The sequence below is a fragment of the Xanthomonas sp. SS genome (assembly GCF_014236835.1).
Lineage (GTDB): Bacteria > Pseudomonadota > Gammaproteobacteria > Xanthomonadales > Xanthomonadaceae > Xanthomonas_A.
Window position 1 is genome coordinate 4,839,470 of the sequence record NZ_CP051190.1, and the last position, 20,049, is coordinate 4,859,518.

15 protein-coding genes are annotated in these 20,049 nt (G+C 69.4%); 7 read left to right on the plus strand and 8 right to left on the minus strand.

Annotation, left to right across the window (positions count from 1 at the left end):
* Positions 1 to 74: 74 nt before the first annotated feature.
* Complete coding sequence (locus HEP74_RS20510; RefSeq protein WP_185814428.1) at positions 75 to 1,400, minus strand: GTP-binding protein; 1,326 nt, start codon at positions 1,398 to 1,400, stop codon at positions 75 to 77.
* Positions 1,401 to 1,464: 64 nt separating this feature from the next.
* On the opposite strand from HEP74_RS20510, the gene HEP74_RS20515 reads away from it, so the two are divergent.
* Positions 1,465 to 1,845, plus strand: a complete 381-nt coding sequence (locus HEP74_RS20515; RefSeq protein ID WP_185814429.1) for a MerC domain-containing protein — start codon at positions 1,465 to 1,467, stop codon at positions 1,843 to 1,845.
* A 202-nt stretch (positions 1,846 to 2,047) separates the two neighbouring features.
* Here the strand turns inward: HEP74_RS20515 and HEP74_RS20520 are convergent, their stop codons facing one another.
* From HEP74_RS20520 to HEP74_RS20530, 3 genes are all read right to left on the minus strand, one after another.
* Positions 2,048 to 3,775: an ExeM/NucH family extracellular endonuclease gene (locus tag HEP74_RS20520; protein ID WP_255427817.1), complete on the minus strand. Its 1,728-nt coding sequence runs from the start codon at positions 3,773 to 3,775 to the stop codon at positions 2,048 to 2,050.
* 94 nt (positions 3,776 to 3,869) lie between these two features.
* Positions 3,870 to 4,388, minus strand: a complete 519-nt coding sequence (locus tag HEP74_RS20525; protein ID WP_185814430.1) for a c-type cytochrome — start codon at positions 4,386 to 4,388, stop codon at positions 3,870 to 3,872.
* Between the two features lie 271 nt (positions 4,389 to 4,659).
* On the minus strand, positions 4,660 to 5,277 hold the full coding sequence (locus HEP74_RS20530) for a TetR/AcrR family transcriptional regulator (RefSeq protein WP_185814431.1): 618 nt from the start codon (positions 5,275 to 5,277) through the stop codon (positions 4,660 to 4,662).
* A gap of 133 nt (positions 5,278 to 5,410) precedes the next feature.
* Between HEP74_RS20530 and HEP74_RS20535 the strand changes: the two genes are divergently transcribed.
* From HEP74_RS20535 to HEP74_RS20550, 4 genes are all read left to right on the plus strand, one after another.
* Positions 5,411 to 6,574 carry an isovaleryl-CoA dehydrogenase gene (locus tag HEP74_RS20535; protein ID WP_185814432.1) on the plus strand — a complete coding sequence of 388 codons (1,164 nt, stop codon included), beginning with the start codon at positions 5,411 to 5,413 and terminating at the stop codon, positions 6,572 to 6,574.
* Between the two features lie 128 nt (positions 6,575 to 6,702).
* Positions 6,703 to 8,313 (plus strand): carboxyl transferase domain-containing protein, encoded by a 1,611-nt coding sequence (locus HEP74_RS20540; protein WP_185814433.1) that lies wholly within the window; start codon positions 6,703 to 6,705, stop codon positions 8,311 to 8,313.
* A gap of 749 nt (positions 8,314 to 9,062) precedes the next feature.
* Positions 9,063 to 11,072, plus strand: coding sequence for an acetyl/propionyl/methylcrotonyl-CoA carboxylase subunit alpha (locus HEP74_RS20545; protein WP_185814434.1), 2,010 nt, complete (start codon positions 9,063 to 9,065; stop codon positions 11,070 to 11,072).
* Between the two features lie 159 nt (positions 11,073 to 11,231).
* The gene (locus HEP74_RS20550) at positions 11,232 to 11,999 is read left to right on the plus strand and encodes a DUF6065 family protein (protein WP_185814435.1); all 768 of its coding nucleotides are present in this window, start codon (positions 11,232 to 11,234) and stop codon (positions 11,997 to 11,999) included.
* Positions 12,000 to 12,176: 177 nt separating this feature from the next.
* Here HEP74_RS20550 and HEP74_RS20555 read toward each other — a convergent pair whose 3' ends face one another.
* The 3 genes from HEP74_RS20555 to chrA form a co-directional block, all read right to left on the minus strand.
* Positions 12,177 to 12,593, minus strand: coding sequence for a hypothetical protein (locus HEP74_RS20555; RefSeq protein WP_185814436.1), 417 nt, complete (start codon positions 12,591 to 12,593; stop codon positions 12,177 to 12,179).
* A gap of 140 nt (positions 12,594 to 12,733) precedes the next feature.
* Positions 12,734 to 13,306 (minus strand): excalibur calcium-binding domain-containing protein, encoded by a 573-nt coding sequence (locus HEP74_RS20560; RefSeq protein WP_185814437.1) that lies wholly within the window; start codon positions 13,304 to 13,306, stop codon positions 12,734 to 12,736.
* A gap of 88 nt (positions 13,307 to 13,394) precedes the next feature.
* Entirely contained in the window at positions 13,395 to 14,600 is a 1,206-nt protein-coding gene (gene chrA / locus HEP74_RS20565; RefSeq protein WP_185814438.1) for a chromate efflux transporter, read from the minus strand.
* A gap of 78 nt (positions 14,601 to 14,678) precedes the next feature.
* Between chrA and HEP74_RS21790 the strand changes: the two genes are divergently transcribed.
* On the plus strand, positions 14,679 to 14,996 hold the full coding sequence (locus HEP74_RS21790; RefSeq protein ID WP_255427990.1) for a DUF6065 family protein: 318 nt from the start codon (positions 14,679 to 14,681) through the stop codon (positions 14,994 to 14,996).
* 512 nt (positions 14,997 to 15,508) lie between these two features.
* On the plus strand, positions 15,509 to 16,852 hold the full coding sequence (locus HEP74_RS20570) for a hypothetical protein (protein ID WP_185814439.1): 1,344 nt from the start codon (positions 15,509 to 15,511) through the stop codon (positions 16,850 to 16,852).
* A 116-nt stretch (positions 16,853 to 16,968) separates the two neighbouring features.
* Here HEP74_RS20570 and HEP74_RS20575 read toward each other — a convergent pair whose 3' ends face one another.
* Entirely contained in the window at positions 16,969 to 19,650 is a 2,682-nt protein-coding gene (locus HEP74_RS20575) for a glycosyl hydrolase 115 family protein (protein WP_221893143.1), read from the minus strand.
* Positions 19,651 to 20,049 lie beyond the last annotated feature (399 nt).

Genomic DNA, 20,049 nt, shown 5'->3' on the forward strand with positions numbered 1-20,049 from the left:
GACCTGCGTGTGGGGATGGTTCTTAGCCAATGAACAGCAAGCGAACCAGAAACGCCGACAACCCCAGCAATCCCTCAGCGCCGCCACACCGGGAACGGATCGGCCAGCGCCTGCCAGGCCGCCGGCCCGCGCCCCAGTTCCGCGTCGTCGAGCAGGCAGGCGTCGAGTTCGGCGCGCACCCGCGCCTCGTCCAGGTCGACGCCGATCACCGCCAGCTCCTGGCGGCGATCGCCCCACAGCGGGTGCCACAGCGCGCGCAGCGCCGCGTACTCCCGCGCATCGCCCACCTCATCGGCACGCGGCGGCGGCGCGCTCCAGCACGCGCTGTGCTGCCGCTGCCAGCCCAGTTCGGTGTAGGGCAGCGGCCGCGGCGGCAACGGCAGCGGCGTGTCCAGCAAGCCCTGTTCGACGCGTTCGCGCGCGGCGTACCAGAAGCCAGCGGCATTGGTCTGGGTGGCCGCGCCGGCGATCGACAGTTCGCCGACCCAGTCCATGCGGCTGGCCAGCCAGAAGAAGCCCTTGCTGCGGACCACGTCGCGCAGGCCGTTCTGCGCCAGCCGCGCGAAACGCAACGGATGGAACGGGCGCTGGGCGCGGTAGACGAAGCTGCCGATGCCGAACTGCTCGGTTTCCGGCGCGTGCTCGCCGCGCAATGCCTGCATCCAGCCCGGCGCCAGCTGCGCGCGCACGAAATCGAAACGGCCGGTATCCAGCACCAGGTCCAATGGCACGTCGCCGTGGCTGGCTTCGACGATGCGCGCGTCGCGATTGAGCGCGCGCAACACCGCGCGCGTGCGCGCCACCGTGCCCGCGGTGGCCAGGTCGCATTTGCCGATCACGATCACGTCGGCGAATTCGATCTGCTCCGCCAGCAGGTTGACCAGGCCGCGATCGTCGTCGTCGCCGGCCTGCAGGCCACGCTCGGCCAGGCGTTCGGTCGAGCCGAAATCGCGCAGGAAGCTCACTGCGTCGACCACGGTGAGCATGGTATCCAGCCGCGCCACGTCGGCCAGGCTGCGGCCGTGTTCGTCGCGCACCGCGAACGTGGCGGCGACCGGCATCGGCTCGGAGATGCCGGTGGATTCGATCAACAGGTAATCGTAGCGGCCGCTGTCGGCCAGGCGCTGCACTTCCTGGCGCAGGTCATCGCGCAGCGTGCAGCAGATGCAGCCGTTGCTGAACTCGACCAGGGTTTCCTCGGTGCGGCTGAGCGCGGCGCCGCCGTCGCGGATCAGCGCCGCATCGATATTGATCTCGCTCATGTCGTTGACGATGACCGCCACGCGGCGGCTGTCGCGGTTGCGCAGCACGCGGTTGAGCAAGGTGGTCTTGCCGGCGCCGAGGAAGCCGGACAGGACGGTGACGGGGAGACGGCGGTCGAGCACGGCGGGCGTTGGCATGGCGGCTTGGACGGGGGCGGAAGAAATGTTACTATATAACACTTCAATGCCGGAATCGCCGCCCATGAAATCCCTGCCCCAGCCGTTCTTCGATGCCTCCGCCGTGCTCCTGTCCGGGTTATGCCTGCTGCATTGCCTGGCACTGCCGCTGCTGGCCGCGGCCCTGCCTCTGTTCGGCGTGTGGGCACAGGCCGAGTGGGTGCATGGGCTGTTCGTGGCGATCGCGCTGCCGCTGGCCGGACTGGCGCTATGGCGCGCGCAGCGGCAGCGGCCGCTGCCGTGGCCGCTGTGGACGATGGCCGTGCTGGGCCTGTGCGGCCTGCTGGCCGGCGCGATCGGATTCCCCAGCGCGCAGGCCGAAACCCCGGTCACCGTCGCCGGCAGCCTGCTGCTGGCGAGCGCGCACCTGTGGAACTGGCGGCGCAATGGGCATCGGCACGGGTAGCCGGGATTGGGAATTCGGGATTCGGGATTCGCAAAAGCGCCGATTCGCAACCTGAAAGACCGCGTATTTCCTTGCGCATCAGGATCCCAATCAGCAGGGCCATCCGCTATTCCGAGCGGCGAATTAAACGCAGCCGCACCCGGCGCAGATCGCGGCCCTCCGCTTCAACGAATCCCCAATCCCGAATCCCCAATCCCGGCTCTCAAAGCTCAAAGCCGAGCAGCAGCGGGTCGTGATCGGAGCTGCGCCACGGGCCCGGCAGGTTGCGTTCGCGGTAGCCGTCGGCGTCGGGCGAGTCGGCGTTGACGTGCCATTCGGCGGCGCCGCGCAGCAGCGGTGCCAGCGCCGGACTCAGCAGGGCGTGGTCCAGGCGGCCGCTCAGGCCCCTGTAGATGAAGCTGTAAGGCTGTTCGACGTGCGCCAGCGCCAGCGCATCGCCCCAGCCGGCGTCGCGCAGCAGGCGCAGCGGGTCTTCCATCGCGTAGGCGTTGAAGTCGCCGAGCAGCACGCTGGTGGTACTGCCGCTGCCGGTCGGGTCGGTACGCAGCCACGCATCCAGGCGCCGCGCCGATTCGGTGCGGGTGGCGTTCCAGCAGCCCTGGCCATCGCCGCGGTCGGCATCGGCGGCGGCTGCGTCGCCGCAGCCCTTGGACTTGAAGTGATTGGCCACGACCACGAACGGCTGCCCGTTGCCGCGCCGGAACGCCTGCGCCAGCGGCACCCGGCTGTGCGTGGCGAACGGGCCGCCTTCCAGCACCGCCGGCTTGCCGACCGGGCTGACCCGCGAGGCGCGGTAGATCAGGCCGACCCGGATCGGGTTGTCGCCCGGGCCGCGCCCGGCATCGACGAAATGCCAGTCGCCGCCATCGCCGGCATTGAGCGCGGTCACCAGCGTGGCGATCGCCGAGGTCGGCCCGTAGCCGTCGTTCTCCAGTTCCATCAGCGCGGCGACGTCGGCCTGCAGCGGGCGGATGGTGGCGACCAGCTTGGCCAGCTGCGCCTGGAATTCGGCCGCGGTGCGCGCCCCGCGCAGGGTCGGGAAGCCACCCCCGCGGCCGTCGCCGTTGAAGAAGTTCTCCAGGTTGAACGCGGCCACGCGCAGCGTGCCGGCGACCTGCGGCGGCGCCGGTGCCGGCGGCGGGGTCAGCTGCAACGGCGCGGTCGGATACAGCCGCGCCGCGCCCTCGACCACGCCGCCGACGATGCCTTCCACGCCCTGCAGCGTGGTGCCGGCGCGCGGCGCTACGGCGGCTTCGCCGCTGCCCAGGTAGGCGGGCAGGCTGTCGGGCGCATGCGCGCCGGCTTCGCCCAGCAGCAGCAAACGCCGCGCGTTGTCGGCGTTCGCCGCGGCCAGCTCGGCGCTGCCCGGTGCGGCGATCTCGGAGGGTTGCCACAGGCGTCCGCCGAAGGCGACGCCGAGTTCGCCGGCCTTGGTCAGCGCATCGGTATCGACCACGGTCAGCGGCGCATCGATGCGCACGCGCATGCCGGCCAGCGCCGACCAGTCGGCCGGTGCGGCGTCGAGCACCTGCAGCGGCAGCGGCTGTGCACGCGCCAGTACGGTGTGCCCGGCGGCGCGCACGCTGCGACCGGCGAACGGCGTGCCCGCGGATGCCAGGCTGGCCGCGCGCAGCGGCGCCAGTTCGCCCCAGACCCGCACCCGGTCGCCCGGGACCAGCGTGGTGTCGGCATCGCCCTGCACCAGCAGCGCGTCGGCGGTGAGCGGATCGCCATCGCCGGCGTCCTGCACCAGATAGGCGTCGCCGCCGGCCTGCACGCGCGCGGTGACCACGCCTTCGAACACCACGCCCTGCGCGCCGTCGGCCGGCCGCAGCTGCCCGATCGGCACCATCTGCGGCGGCGTCAACGCCTGCGCGGCGGGCGCGCCGGCAACCAGCAGCAACGACAACATCGGGGGCGACAGGCGCATACGATCACTCTCCTTAGCTCGCCGGCACAGGCCGGCATCGAATACGAACGCGCCGCCCGGAGGCGGCGCTGGAAAAACCCGCGGGATGCGCAGGCTACTTCAGGTTGGACAGCATCCAATCCACCGTGGCGTGGATCTGCGCCTCGCTGAGCGCCGGGTTGCCGCCCTTGGGCGGCATGATCCCGCCATCGGGGCCGGTGTAGCCCTCGATCGCGTGCTTGTACAGCGTGTCCTTGCCTTGCGCGATGCGCGCATCCCAGTGCGAATGGTCCAGGGTCGGCGCCTTGCCGACACCGGTGGTGTGGCAGGCAGTGCACAGGTTATTGAAGATCACCTTGCCGTCGGTGGTGCCGCCGTAGGCGACCTGCGCCGAGGCCTTGGCCAGCGCCGCCGCCTGCGCGGCGGCCTGCGCCGCAGCGCCGGTGCTGCCGGCATACACCGCGCCCGCCGGCGCGATGCGTTCCTCGGTGCGCTTGAGCGCCACCGGCGACACCTCGGGCGGGATCGCCCGCTGCAAATAGGCCGCGAACGCGATCAGACCGAGGGTGATGACGGCCAACAGGCCGATCACCATCGAGAACCGCTTGAGAAATTCGAGGTCGTAATTCCGCACATCACACCCCTTTGGCACGTGGTGACCGGACCACCGCTACGCGGCCGAGTATAGCCAGCGTTTGCCGCGCACGGCAGTCCGGCGACGCGGCCAATCGCAGACGATGCGTGCTGCATCGCAGCAGTTTTGCCCCGCGCCCGGCTTTCCTGGTGCTTCGCCGGTCGCACGCCATGACGACGGCATCGCTGCGCCGCCACCCCTCTCGCGCATTCCGCCGGCCGCCGGAGCCACGCTGCGCAGAGATTGGAACGACGTGGCCGCGCAAAACGTCCTACCCCGCCTGTACGCTGCCGACCGCGCGCAGGCAGAAACCACACACCGCCTCGACCAGGCGGTCGCTGTCGCGCGGGCCGTCGCGGCTGGGCGCGGTCGGGCCGACCAAAGCCTCGGTGTAGGCGCCGACCAGGCAGGCCGCGGCCGCGTCCAGGTCCTGCGCCGGGAATTCACCGGCGGCCACGCCGTCGGCGAGGATGCCCTTGAACAGATCGCCGAACAGACGCCGACAGCGGATGCGCTCGGCATCCACCTCCGGCTCCACCGGCTCGGCGATGAAGGCGTAGGCCAGTCCCGGCCCGGCCAGCGCGCGGCGCACGAACGAGGCGATCGCCGCACGCAGGCGCTGCGTCGCTGGCGCCGGTTCGGCGGCGATGCCGCGCAGGATCGCCAGTTCGTAGTCCACCGCCGCGGTCAGCACTTCCACGAACAGCTCGGCCTTGGACGGGAAGTGGCGGTAGATCAGCCCGGTGGACACCCCCGCCTCGGCCGCCACCGCGGTCACCGGCGCGCCGCGGAAGCCGCCGGCGGCGACCAGCCGCCGCGCCGCCAGCAGGATCCGCTGGCGGTTGCCGGCAAGGCGTTCTTCCATCAGCGCGGAGCGTTTGTAGGCCATGGGGTGATTCTAGGTTCAATTAATGAATTATTGTTCACTTCTTCGCCGTTCCCGGCTACGCTGGCGTCCATTCCCCGGCGCCGCCTGGATTCTAGGCGCCCCGTCTGCCGTACGCCTGCCTCCGGAGCCCGCCATGCTGATGCCGTCGTTGAATTTCGAACTGGGCGAGGACATCGACCTGCTGCGCGACACGGTGGCCGCCTTCGCCGCGCGCGAGATCGCGCCGCTGGCCGAACAGGCCGACCGCGACAACGCGTTCCCGGCGCCGCTGTGGCGCAAGCTCGGCGAGCAGGGCCTGCTCGGCCTGACCGTGGAAGAGGAGTACGGCGGCAGCGCGATGGGCTACCTGGCGCACGTGGTGGCGATGGAGGAGATCTCGCGCGCCTCCGGCGCGATCGGCCTGTCCTACGGCGCGCATTCGAACCTGTGCGTGAACCAGCTGCGCAAGAACGGCAGCGCCGCGCAGAAGGCGCGCTACCTGCCCAAGCTGTGCAGCGGCGAACACGTCGGCGCGCTGGCGATGAGCGAGGCGGGAGCCGGTTCGGACGTGGTCTCGATGAAGCTGCGCGCCGAGCTGCGCGGCGACCGCTACGTGCTCAACGGCAACAAGATGTGGATCACCAACGGCCCCGATGCCGACGTGCTGGTGGTCTACGCCAAGACCGACCCGGCCGGCGGCGCGCGCGGCATCACCGCGTTCCTGGTCGAGAAGGGCATGCCCGGCTTCAGCACCGCGCAGAAGCTGGACAAGCTCGGCATGCGCGGCTCCAACACCTGCGAACTGGTATTCCAGGAGTGCGAGGTGCCGGTGGAGAACGTGCTCGGCAGCGTCGGCGGCGGCGTGCGCGTGCTGATGTCGGGCCTGGACTACGAGCGGCTGGTGCTGTCCGGCGGCCCGCTGGGGCTGATGGCCGCGGCGATGGACGTGGTGATGCCGTACGTGCACGAGCGCCGCCAGTTCGGCGAGGCGATCGGCAGCTTCCAGCTGATGCAGGGCAAGCTGGCCGACATGTACGTGGGTCTGAACGCCTGCCGCGCCTACGTGTATGCGGTGGCGCGCGCCTGCGACGCCGGCCGCACCACCCGCCAGGACGCGGCCGGCGCGATCCTGTACGCGGCCGAGAAGGCTACCTGGCTCACCGGCCAGGCGATCCAGGTGCTCGGCGGCAACGGCTACATCAACGACTACCCGACCGGACGCCTGTGGCGCGACGCCAAGCTGTACGAGATCGGCGCCGGCACCTCGGAAATCCGGCGCATGCTGATCGGCCGCGAGCTGTTCGAGCGGACCAAGTGATGATGCGCTTCATGTAGGAGCGGCTCTACGTGGCCTCGGGCCATCGGCCGCGACACGCTCCCGGTAAGGCGTCGCGGCTGAAGCCGCTCCTACACGAATCTCCTTTCCTCCTTTTCGATGGCCCTGCCATGAGCGTGATCCAGACCCAGTTGCAACCCGGCGGCGACGCCTTCGCCGCCAACGCCGCGGCGCTGCGCGCAGTGGTCGACGACCTGCAGCAGACCCAGGCGCGCATCGCCCAGGGCGGCAGCGCCGCGGCGCGCGCCAAGCACCAGGCGCGCGGCAAGTTGCTGGCGCGCGAGCGCATCGATGCGCTGCTCGACCCCGGCAGCGCGTTCCTGGAGATCGCTCCGTTCGCCGCGCTGGGCCTGTATGCCGACGAGGTGCCCTGCGCCGGCGTGGTCGCCGGCATCGGCCGCGTGTCCGGCGTGGAATGCGTGATCGTCGCCAACGACGCCACGGTCAAGGGCGGTACCTACTACCCGATGACGGTGAAGAAGCATCTGCGCGCGCAGGAGATCGCGCAGCAGAACCGGCTGCCGTGCATCTACCTGGTCGATTCCGGCGGCGCGTTCCTGCCGCTGCAGGACGAGGTGTTTCCGGACCGCGACCATTTCGGCCGGATCTTCTACAACCAGGCCAACCTGTCGGCGCAGGGCATCGCCCAGATCGCCTGCGTGATGGGCTCGTGCACCGCCGGCGGCGCCTACGTGCCGGCGATGAGCGACGAGACGGTGATCGTGCGCGAGCAGGGCACGATCTTCCTCGGCGGCCCGCCGCTGGTGAAGGCGGCCACCGGCGAGGAGGTCAGCGCCGAGGAACTGGGCGGCGCCGACGTGCACACGCGCATCTCCGGCGTGGCCGACCATTTCGCCGACAACGACCTGCAGGCGCTGGCGCGGGTGCGCGCGATCGTGGCCCAGCTCAACTGGCGCAAGCCCGAGCCGGCGCTGGCGTTGCGCGCGCCGGAGCCGCCGCTGTATCCGGCCGAGGACCTGTACGGGGTGATCCCGGCCGACCCGCGCAAGCCGTTCGACGTACGCGAGGTGATTGCGCGGGTGGTCGACGGTTCGCGCCTGGACGAGTTCAAGGCGCGCTACGGCACCACCCTGGTCACCGGCTTCGCGCACCTGCACGGCTATCCGGTCGGCATCATCGCCAACAACGGCATCCTGTTCTCCGAGTCGGCGCTGAAGGGCGCGCACTTCATCGAACTGTGCGCGCAGCGCGGCATCCCGCTGGTGTTCCTGCAGAACATCACCGGCTTCATGGTCGGGCGCAAGTACGAGCACGGCGGCATCGCCAAGGACGGGGCCAAGCTGGTGATGGCGGTGGCCTGCGCGAAGGTGCCCAAATTCACGGTGGTGATCGGCGGTTCGTTCGGCGCCGGCAACTACGGCATGTGCGGCCGCGCGTATTCGCCGAATTTCCTGTGGATGTGGCCGAACGCGCGGATCGGGGTGATGGGCGGTGAACAGGCCGCGAGCGTGCTGGCGACGGTGCGCCGCGACGGCCTCGAGGCCAAGGGCGGCGCCTGGTCGGCCGAGGACGAAGTTGCCTTCAAGACGCCGATCCGCGAGCAGTTCGAGCGCCAGGGCCATCCGTACTACGCGAGTGCGCGGCTGTGGGACGACGGCATCATCGATCCGGCGCAGACGCGGCGGGTGCTGGGCCTGGGCCTGTCGGCGGCGTTGAACGCGCCGGCGGAACCGACCCGGTTCGGGGTGTTCCGGATGTGAGCGGGCGCGGGCGCCCTGCTTTGCACGCGCGGCGGTCGTCGACCGTCCCACCAACCGTGGCCGACAGCTCCGCTGTTGCTATTGCCTCTGCTGTTGCTGTCGCCTTCGCTTTGCTTTTGATCTACCGGGTCCCCTCAGCGCGGCAGACCCGGCGGGCGAATACCCGAAGGGCGGCGCGCAGGATGCGCGACGTTTTTCGTTGGCACATGGATGTGCCATCGAAAAATGCCCGTCGGGGCTGCGGACCTGGAGCGCGCAGCGCGGAGGGCGCGCTGCGGGGTGTGCTTTCTTTTGGTTACTTTTCTTTGCACAAGCAAAGAAAAGTGACCCGCGCCAGCGGAAGCTGTTGCTCTTGCTCTTGCTCCAAAGCTTCAAAATCCCAGCGCCAGAACCAAGACAACGGCAGAGGCAAAGGCAAAGGCTTTCGCCTTGCGGCGAGTCACTTTTCTTTGCTCGCGCAAAGAAAAGTAACCAAAAGAAAGCGCGCCCTGCCTTGCGCCCTCCGCGCTGCGCGCTCCGGGTCCGCGTCCATACCGGGGATTCGCGGAAGGGGCATCCTGCCCCTGCCGCGAACGGCGCACATCCTTGTGCGCCGCCCTTCGGGTTTTTCCCCGCCATGGCCGCCGCTGCGGAAGGGAACCCGGTAAGTCAAAAGCAAAAGCAATGGCAACAGCGACAGCCAAAGCAACAGCAATAGCAACTGCAACTGCAACTGCAAGACACGACACCCCTTTTCCAGGCAACTGACCATGGCCACGCCCGACCTGCCGATGTTCGACAAGATCCTGATCGCCAATCGCGGCGAGATCGCCTGCCGCGTGATCGCCACCTGCCGCAAACTCGGCATCGCCAGCGTCGCCGTCTACTCCGATGCCGACCGCGACGCCCACCACGTGCGCCTGGCCGACGAAGCCATCCACATCGGCGCCGCACCCGCGCGCGACAGCTACCTGCGCAGCGAACGCATCCTCGACGCCGCCCAGGCAAGCGGCGCCCAGGCGATCCACCCCGGCTACGGCTTCCTGTCCGAAAACGCCGACTTCGCCGAGGCCTGCGCCGCGCGCGGCATCGTGTTCATCGGCCCGCCGCCGGCGGCGATCCGCGCCATGGGCGACAAGAGCGCGGCCAAGGCGCTGATGCACGCCGCCGGCGTGCCGCTGACCCCGGGCTACCACGGCGAACGCCAGGAGCCGGAGTTCCTGCGCGACCAGGCCGACGCCATCGGCTATCCGGTGCTGATCAAGGCCAGCGCCGGCGGCGGCGGCAAGGGCATGCGCCGGGTCGATCGCAACGAGGACTTCGTCGCCGCCCTGGCCGCCTGCCAGCGCGAAGCGCAGGCCGCGTTCGGCAACGCGCATGTGCTGGTGGAGAAATACGTGCTGCGCCCGCGGCATATCGAGATCCAGGTGTTCGGCGATACGCATGGCGAACTGGCCTACCTGTTCGAACGCGATTGCTCGGTGCAGCGCCGCCACCAGAAGGTGCTGGAGGAAGCGCCGGCGCCGGGCATGAGCGGCGAACGCCGCGCCGCGATGGGCCAGGCCGCGGTGGAAGCCGCGCGCGCGGTCGGCTATATCGGCGCCGGCACGGTGGAGTTCATCGTCGCGCCCGACGGCGCGTTCTACTTCATGGAAATGAACACGCGGCTGCAGGTGGAACACCCGGTCACCGAATGCATCACCGGCACCGACCTGGTCGAGTGGCAGCTGCGCGTGGCCGCCGGCCAGCCGCTGCCCAGACGCCAGCACGAACTGGCGATCCGCGGCCATGCGCTGGAGGCGCGGCTGTACGCCGAGGATCCGGCGCGCGGCTTCCTGCCCTCGACCGGCACGCTGCAGCATCTGCGCTTGCCGGCCACGGACGCGTACACCCGCGTCGATGCTGGCGTCGAACAGGGCGACGTCATCAGTACGCACTATGACCCGATGATCGCCAAGCTGATCGTCTGGGACGAGACCCGCGAACGCGCGCTGCGGCGCATGCAGGCGGCGCTGGCGGCGTGCCAGGTGGTCGGCGTGGCCACCAATGCCGCGTTCCTGCAACGCCTGATCGGCACCACGGCGTTCGCACAGGCCGATCTGGATACCGCACTGATCGAGCGCGAGCATGCCGCGCTGTTCGAGACCGCGCCGGTTACCGCCGAGCCGACCTGGACGCTGGCCGCGCTGGCCTGGCTGCTGCACGACCGCGCCGACGCCGCGCAACCCGGCGACCCGCATTCGCCCTGGGACCTGCGCGACGGCTGGCGCCTGGGCGAACCGGCGCCGCGCAACCTGATCCTGCAGCACGGCGAGACGCGCCGCACGCTGCGCGCGGCGGCGACCGACGCGGGCTGGCGCATCCACGACAGCGCCACCGATGCCGTGCTCTTCGCCACCGGCAGCCTGCAGGAGCAACGCCTGCAGGCGCAGCTCGACGTGCAGCGCGTGCACGCCGACGCGGTGTTCGCCGGCAGCCGCCTGCATCTGTTCGTCGCCGGCCAGGCGCACCTGTTCGAGCTGCACGACCCGGTCGCCGAGGCCGACCAGCCGATCGCCGAGGCCGGCGGACTGACCGCGCCGATGCCCGGTCGCGTCGTCGCGCTGCTGGTCGCGCCCGGCACCCGCGTGGCGCGCGGCACGCCGTTGCTGGTGCTGGAGGCGATGAAGATGGAGCACACCCTGCAGGCCCCCGCCGATGGCGTGGTGCACGGCTACCGTGTGCGCGAGGGCGAGTTGGTCGGCGACGGCGTGGCGCTGCTGGAGTTCGAGGCGGACTGAGCACGGGCCGGCGCGCCGGGCAGCGCGCGTGCGTCGCGAATAGGCCCCCCTGCTTCGCGCCATCGACCGCGTACGATCGCATTGCGGCCGCCGCGCGTGGTCGCCAGGCGTGCGCCGACGCGTCACACTCGGCGCACGCCCTTCGCCAAGCCCGCCGCCATGAAACTCACCGCCCACGTTCTCGACGGCCACACCCTCGACGTGCGTCCGGCGCCGCGCGAGCGGCCGTGGATGGACCGCACCGACCAGCGCTACGCCTACCGCTGCCTGCCGCTGGACATCGCCAACGCGCACGGCTGGGAGCTGCTGTGCCAAAGCGGGTTCGAGGCCGAATGGAACGGCGGCAACGCACTCGACGCCATCCGCATCCACGCCGACGCCGGCAGCCACGCGCCGGCGGTCAGCCACTTCGGCTACGGCGTGCTCACCTTCCACGTGCCCTGCCTGTTCCGCACCGAACCGGGCATGGACCTGTACGTGACCGCGCCGGTCAACCGGCCCAAGGACGGCATCGCCGGGCTGACCGGATTGATCGAGACCGACTGGAGTCCTTACACCTTCACCATGAACTGGCAGTTCACCCGCCCCGGACGCGTGCGCTTCGACGCCGGCGAACCGTTCTGCCACTTCTTCCCGGTGCAGCGGCGGGTGCTCGCCGAGACCGAACCGCGCTGGCAACCGCTGTCGCAGACCCCGGAACTGGAGCGCGACTACCAGGCCTGGATGCGCAGCCGCGGCCAGTTCCTGCACGACCTGGAGCAAGACGATCCAGAGGCCAAGCGCGAAGGCTGGCAGCGCAGCTATTTCCGCGGACCGGCGCCGGGGCAGTGCCCGGCCGGGGTCGAGCATCGGGTCAAGCTGCGGTTGGCGCCGTTCACCCGTGCGCAGCCCGAAGATCCGCAGCCGGGCCAGCCGGCGCCGGAATGACGCCACGCACGAAGCGGCTTTCCATAGACGTCCGGCGACGCGGCGAATCGTGCAGATGCCGCGCCTGGATGCGCAGCCAGGACAGTCACAAAAGGGACGGGCACAAGACCGGCCAGAAAGTGTCCTTCGGGAAGAACGGCACCCTGTAGCGGGTGTTGAACCGACGCAGCGAAGCGGCTACTCCGTATGGGCGAGCGTAAGCGCGCCCTGACCATCCGGCCACCAGACTTCGCCCAGCTCGGAGCTGGCATCGAAGAAGCCCACGCCATGCTTGGCGGCCAGGCCGAACACAGTGGCGTGCGCGTCTTGCGCCTGCGACCAAGCGAATGCCGCATAGATGAACGAACGGCCGACGCTGTAGTCGGTGGCACGTCCAGCGTCTTCGTCGATGTCGTCCGCAGCCAGCGGGCCGTTCATCGGCGGAAACGCAGCGATGATGTCCAGGAACCATGCGCGCAGTGGCGCCGAGCTCACTGCCGGATCGTCGTAGCCATGCTCCTCGCCCCATTCGGTCTGGGTGTCGTACCAGGCCAGGAATTGCGCGCGCTCTCGCGGTACTGCCTCCATGTCGAATACCGCCAGGTCGTAACTCATCCCATCTTCCTAGTCGTGGCGCCGCAGTGGCCGCGGCGAGTGTGTGGGCGCACAAGCATGTGCGTCAACGCCACTGTCCGGAGACGCGCGCATCGCCCCGGGTACGCATGGTCCGCAGTGTATGCCGCACCCGTCGCGCGCTAATGGCACCACTGCCGTTCGCACGGCACGCCGTCGTGGTTGCCATCCATCTGCACGCCGGGGCAGTTACGCAGGAAATAGGTCGCCTCCTCGCACGAGGTCATCTGTGCGCAGTGAGTGCGCCCGTCGCACTGGAAGTGCTGAGCGGATGCCGCCGCCGCGGCTGGCGCTGTGGCCAGTGCACTGGAAGTGGGTGCGGTAGCTGCGCTCGGCGTCGGCGTCGACGTGCCAGCGAAGCGCGGTGCGAGCACCGAATACGCATAGGTGCCGATGCCAATCACCAGCAGCACGGCAAGCACGCGGCCGAACGCGCTGCCGGAACGTGCGTCAGCCGCGGCGCGCCGCGCCGGCGTGGTCGGTGCGCGTCCGGGGCGCATCACCCGCACCGCGCGTGGCCGCCCTTCCGCGTCCTTTTCCAGATCGAACGAAATCAACTCGCCGAGCCGCGGACGCACGCCGTCGTGCGGGAACGCCGCGATGTGCACGACTATCTCGGCATCGCCATGCGCCGAGCGCACGAAGCCCAAGCCCCGCTCATCATCCCACTTGATCAACGTTCCGTGCGTACGCATGGCCCCTCTCCCCAAAGAGAAATCGCATTCCCGCTTACCGCCGACAACAACGCAAACGATGCCCGATTGCGGCCATCGGCGGCGGCGCCTAGCGCCCCAACGCGCCGAAGCCGAGCGCCGCCACCGCACACCATGCCACGACCCACAGCGCCGGGCGCTGCAGGCGTGCCATCAGGATCAGGCCCAGCGCCACCACCAGCAGATCCGGCGGGCTGCGGATGCCGTCGCGCCACAGCGGTTCGTACAGCGCCGCGGCCAGCACGCCGACGACCGCGGCGTTGATGCCCGCCAGCGCCCGCGCCACCGATCGGCGCCCGGCCAGCGCCTGCCACAGCGGCAACGCCGCGCCCAATGCCAGCAGGCCCGGCGCGAACAACGCCGCCAGCGCCAGCATCGCCGCCGCACCCGGGGCGATGCCGCTTCCGGCGCTGGCCCCCAGGTAGGCGGCCAGCGCGAACATCGGACCCGGCATCGCCTGTGCCGCGCCGTAGCCGGCAAGGAAGGTGTCCGCGGACATCCAGCCGCTGGCGACCAGTTCGCGCTGCAGCAACGGCAGCACCACGTGGCCGCCGCCGAACACCAGCGCCCCGGCGCGGTAGAACGCCGCAGCGAGCGGCGCCGGCGTCGGTATCGCGGTGTTGCGTGTGGAGACCCACAGCGCCGCCAGCAGCAATCCGCCGAACGCCAGCGCACAGCACAGTCCCACATCGCGGCGCCAGCGCCGCGGCGCGGCCGCCGTCATCGGCACCGACGGCGGCCGGCACCAGGCGATCCCGGCCAGCGCTCCCAGCCCGATCGCCAGCGGCTGGCCCCAGGCGCGGTCGAGCGCAAGCACCAGCGCCGCGACCGCCACCGCCAGCAGCACCCGCCGCAGGTCCGGCGTCAGCGTGCGCGCCATCGCGTACACGCCATGCGCGACCACTACCACCGCGACCAGCTTGAGCCCGTGCAGCAATTCCGCACCGAGCGGATGCAGCAGCCAGCGCGGCGCAGACAGCGCCAACGCGAACATCAGCAGCGCCGACGGCAGGGTGAAGCCGATGAACGCAGCCAACGCCCCGCGCCAGCCCGCGCGCTGCCAGCCGATCGCGACGCCGAGCTGGCTGCTGGTCGGGCCTGGCAGTACCTGGCACAGCGACAGCAATTGCGCGAAGCCGGACTCGTCCAGCCAGCGGCGGCGGCGCACGAATTCCTCGCGGAAGTACCCCAGGTGCGCGAGCGGGCCGCCGAAACTGGTCAGCCCCAGGCGCAGGAACACGCCCAGCACCTCCCTGGCGCGCCCCGGCACGGGCATTGGCGGCCGCTCGGCAGCAGACATGCGGCGCCCCCTGGCGCAGCGCCGACGGTGGCGCATCCCGATTCTGCCAGGGTAATGCGACCGCCGCTGCCGGCGACCGCGACCGATGCATGCCGGCCGGCTGGGCCCTGCCCGGGCGGGTTCGCATTCACACTGAACTGGCAGTTCACCCGCCGCGGTCGCGTGCGCTTCGACGCCGGCGAACCGCTTTGCCACTTCTTCAAAGTGCAGCGGCGGGTACTGGCCGAGACCCAGCCACGCTGGCGGGGCAGACGAACGACCTCCCGACCTGCGGCCATGCCCGAGCGCATTCCCGACCTCGGTTGCGGTACGCATCCCAGCGCCTGCGCGGCAACACAACTGTCTACTACTTGTGCCGGATCTATCGGCTAGAGTCGAAAGCGTCGAGCAACGCTGCGGATCGCGCGATAGCCGCGCACGCAGCGCATGACGCGTCACCTGGCTCCCGCGCGGCAGCGTCACTGCCCGCCCCGCAGCATTCGTCCCCCGATGCTGCCTGCCATGCCGGCGTGTTCCCCCTGCGCTCGACGCACTTGGGACCATCACACAGCAGTTGCCTTCAACCGCCGGTCAGGAGCGCGACATGGATATTTCTTCTTCGATCCCGTAAGCGCAGCGTCGCAGGGCGCTGCCATCGCCGCGGCGGTGTGCGGTTCCCGAACCACTCTGTCTCGACACAGCCGTCGCCGCGGTTGCGGGCGTGCATGCCCGCAACCCGGGCCGGCGCGCCCGGCGCAAGGCACGCCCTCGCGCAACGGGCTGTGCATTCTCGACCGTGCCGTCGGCGCGGTCGTGTGGCCGGTCCGGGGCCGGGGAGAGTCCGGACACCTAATGCACGCAGGCCACGTCCGCGTTGGACCGACGCACACACCAGGGAGTACACCATGCACCTGCCTCATCTGCGCATCATCGCCGCCGCCGTCGCGCTGGCGCTCGCCAGCGGCACCGCGACCGCCGGCAAGTTTCCGGACTTCGGCTACGCGCCGCCACAGAGCTACAAGGGACCAGTGTTCCAGCTCAGCCAGGACTTTCCGCAGCAAGCGCCCAGCGGACCGCCGCCAGCGTTCTTCCAGAAGTTGCCCAAGCCGCTGAGCAACAACTTCGAGACCTGGCGCGGCTACGTGGACGCTGTGAAGACCTATTGCCTGGAAGGCAACGTGGAAAGCGACTGGTACGTGCAGAACAACAAGGTCCGGCGTTGGTACCACGCGCCGTGGCAGCACTACGGACCGCTCGGCCGCGAAGGCGTGCATGGCCTCACCAAGGAAGCGCAGATCCAGGTAAAGCAGTTGGCGCCGACCCAGCTCGCTACCGGGCAGACCTTCGCGGTGGGCATCTACAACGACATCGGCGGCTATACCTTCGGCCAGGTGTGGAAGGATCCGCAGAATCCCGATCCCAGTTTCACCTCCAAGCCCAACAGCTTCCGCGACGGCACCGTGGTGTGCAAGGCGCTGTTCGCCGACGTGGACAGAAGCCAGGTGCCGTTCCTGCAGAACCCGGTGCTGTGGACGGCGTACGTCACCAACAGCTTCAGTTCGGCGGACAGAACGCTCAAGCAGGTGGCGCTGATCCAGATGGACTTCGCCGTGCGCGACAGCCGCGTTCCCGGCAGCGGCTGGATCTTCGGCACCTTCCAGTACAACGGCGCGGTCAGCGGCAAGCCCGGCTGGCAGAACCTGGTACCGGTCGGGGTGATGTGGGGTAACGACCCGCAGAATACCGGCAACGACTACACCAACAAGCAGCCGACCCAGACCCGGATCAATCCCAGCATCCTGCAGTCGGCGATCAACGCCAGGCCCGAACTGCCGGCGACCCACCTGGGCTGGAACGGCCGCCTCAACGGTCCGGTCGACAACCCGATCAGCTCCTGCCTGAGCTGCCATATGACCGCCGAATCGCCGCAACTCTCGCCGATGAACCCGACCTTCCAGGCGGCCAGCAAGATCCCGCCGATCGGCTCCAAGGAATGGATGCGCTGGTTCCAGAACAACGCGGCCGGCACGCCGTTCGACGCCGCGGCCCAGAGCACCGACTTCAGCCTGCAGCTGGCCGGCGGCATCGCCAACTTCTACGACTGGAAGTGCACCCAGGACGGCGTGTTCGTCAGCGGCGGCAATCTCTGCCAGCAGAGCGCGTTACCGCTGAAACTGATGCGCTCCACCACCCCGCCGGCCACGGTCTACCCGGTCGAACGCGGCGTGGACAACCAGGAGCTGGAGTAGTCCCGGCGCGCTGCGCTTGCACGTCGGGCGGGGCGCGTTGCCCTGCCCGGCCTGCGCGGTGGAAGGCGAACCGCAATGCGCTGGCCAGATGCTCCAGGCGGGCAACGGTCGGCGGCTCAGCCTGGATGCGCCGGGACCTCCGGCGGGCCGAAGTAGGAACTCGGCAACGGCGCACTGCGAATCACGATCTTCTGCACGACCATGGTCGGATCGACCATCATGATCTTCAGCACATGCCGCCCCGCATCGGACACGGACTGCGAGGCGGTCAGGATGCGCGCATTGTTCCTGGCGTTCTCGTAGAACGCCTCGCCCAGGAAATCCTGCGACACGCGCTGCTCCGGCGTGAACACGCTGACGACCTGCGGCGGCTGATCGTCGAAGGCCACGGCCACGCTCAGCTGGTGCGCCGTGTTCACGTTGAGCGTCGGGTTGGTGATCAGGTCGATGTCGTAGCGGCCGGCCTTGGCCAGATAGACCGGATATTCCAGGCGCGGCGCGTTGCGCGGGTCGGAGAACGACGCCGCGGTGACCGGAAAGACCGACATGGCGGCGCGCGCGCGGCCATAGTCGGGAATGCGCTCCCAGCGAACGCCGCCGGCGTCGACGTTGCGCTGGAACGCGTCGGCGGCGATCGCTATCGGTCCCAGCAGGCCGCCGAACGCGCCGCGCGCTTCGCGCCGCTGCGCCGCGGACGCCTTGATCGCCTTGACGTGAATCGTCTGCGCCTTTTGCGCGCCGGTCACGACGATCGTCCCGGCCTGCTCGCCGACGCCGGCCTTGTCCCAATCGATCTCGACCCAGAAGCGCCGATCTTTGCGGCCTACGCCGAACGGCTTGCCCTCGGCGACCACGATCCACGGCTCGGCCGCGGCCACCTCGAACGCGATCGGGCGCGCGCCGCGCGGGAAGACCTCGAAGTAGTGCCGCTGCCGGCACAGGCTGTCGAACGTCGGCAACTCCGGATCCAGCCAATAGCCCGGCCAGCCCGGCACCGCGCCTTCGACGGCCACCGCATAGTCGGCGGTGTCTTCGATCCGCAGCGTCGTCACTGGAGGCATGATGTTCGCCGGCGGCGAGTACCAGTCGAAGTAGCCCAGATGCACCTGGTCCATCAGGTGGTTCCACTTGCCGCCCGCCAGGCGAGTGTTGTAGTAGTCCGTCAGGTCGCGGTCGCGCTGGAACAGCTGCCGCACGTAGTCGGCCTCGGCGTTTGCGCTCGCCCGGCCCTGTTGCGCGTAGAACGCATTGCGCGCCGCGGCGATGTTCAATTCCGTCGCCGTCGCGCAGGCCTTCACCGGATGCAGCACCAACTGGTAATACGCGTCGTGCGCGTCCGCCGGCAACCGCGACTGGATGCTTTCGGCCTGCGCCAGCAGCGCGGTCCAGGCGTCCAGCACGCGTTCGGCCTCGCGGTAGTGCAGCAGGCTGAAGGTCTCCGGCTTGACCAGTTCCGGCTTGCGCCAGGCGTTGTACTTGGCGTATTTCGCGACGATGTCCGCGATCGGCACGGCGAGTTCGGCGCCGAACTCGCGGCTCGCCCAGCGCTGGATCCAGCCGGCGACATCGTCCTTCGTGATCGCATCCGGATTCCAGGCCAGCCGCAGGAAGAACTCGATCGGAATCTCCAGCGGCTTGAAGTCGCCGACGTTGGCGATCCAGATCCGGTTGGCGCCATAGCGGTGCGCCAGGTGCATCTGTTCCCAGATCTTCGGCAACGGATTGCTGTTGAGCCACTTGTACGAGAACGGCCCGCCGTTCATGTCCATGTGGTAGTAGATGCCGGAACCGCCGGCACGCTGGCGCTCTTCGGGTTTCGGCAGCCGGCGCAGATTGCCGACGTTGTCGTCGGTGAACAGCAAGGTCACGTCGTCCGGCACCTTCAGGCCGGCGTCGTAGAACTTCTGCACCTCGGTGAACAGCGCCCACAGCTGCGGGACCCGGCTGGCGTCGGTACCGAGTTCCGTGGCGAGAATCTGCCGCTGATCGGCGATGATGGTTTCGAGCAGGCGGATATCGGCCTGCAGATCGCCGGCGCTGGCCATGGCCACGTCGCCGTCGCCGCGCATGCCCACCGTCACCAGAACCTCGCGGGAGCGATTGCGCGCGATGCCTTCGCGGAAGAAGGTCTGCAACGCGTCCTTGTTGGTGGCGTAGTTCCATTCGCCGTTGCCGTACTGCGTGCGGTGGTCGGTCCACTCCTTGTGCGCGCGCATCATCGGCTCGTGGTGCGAGGTACCCATGACGATGCCGTATTCGTCGGCGAGCCGCGCATTGTCCGCATCGTCCTGCGCGAAGGCGTTGTCCCACATCGCCGGCCACAGGTAGTTCGCGCGCAAGCGCAACAACACCTCGAACAGCCGGGTATAGAACGCCGCATTCATCCCGCCGAACTTCTCGGTGGTCCACTTGCCCAGACACGGCTGCTCGTCGTTGAGGAACACGCCGCGATACTTCACCGCCGGCGGCCCTTCGAAATGCGTGCCGCGCCGGATCGAGATCGCCGCACGGCGCCGAACCGGCACGTCCGCCCACCAGTACCAGGGCGACACGCCGATCTGTTCGGACAGCGCATAGATGCCGTAGATGGTGCCGCGCTTGTCGCTGCCGGCGATCACCAGCGCTTCGGCCACGCCGGGCATCGGATCGGCCACGGTCTGCAGCGTGTAGGACTCCCACTGCCCGAGGATCGGCGCGACATCGAGTTTGCCGGCCGCGACCAGCGCATCGATGACCGCGCTTTTGCCGAGCGTGCCGATCAGTACGGCGTGGCGATCGAGCCGGTTCGGTTGGTTCACGAGCGCCGCCGGCGTTCCGAATACGCGGCCGACGTCCTCGGCGAGATCGCGCGCTGCCCTGGCCACGCCGGGGAAATCCTGCGCGTCCACATGGATCGGCGCGACGCCCACGTCGCCCGCGAGCCGGAACGCATTGTTAGCGCTATCAAAAAGGACCATTGCACGCAGCGGCGAAGCGAAGATCGCCGCGCTCCCGGCGCCGACGAGGAAGCCGCGACGCGAGAGGAGGAAGGAGGAATCCGATTCGTTCATAGGATGCGATTTGGGTGGCAATGGAGGAAGAGAACGGGCGGTGCCCACCGGCAGCCGTCCTTCTGGGATCTCGTTGAAGCGGTGTCGGCGCCTCCCCTCCAGCGTCCCCACTGAGCACGACGATAGGCGGGGAATCGGCAAGTTCGC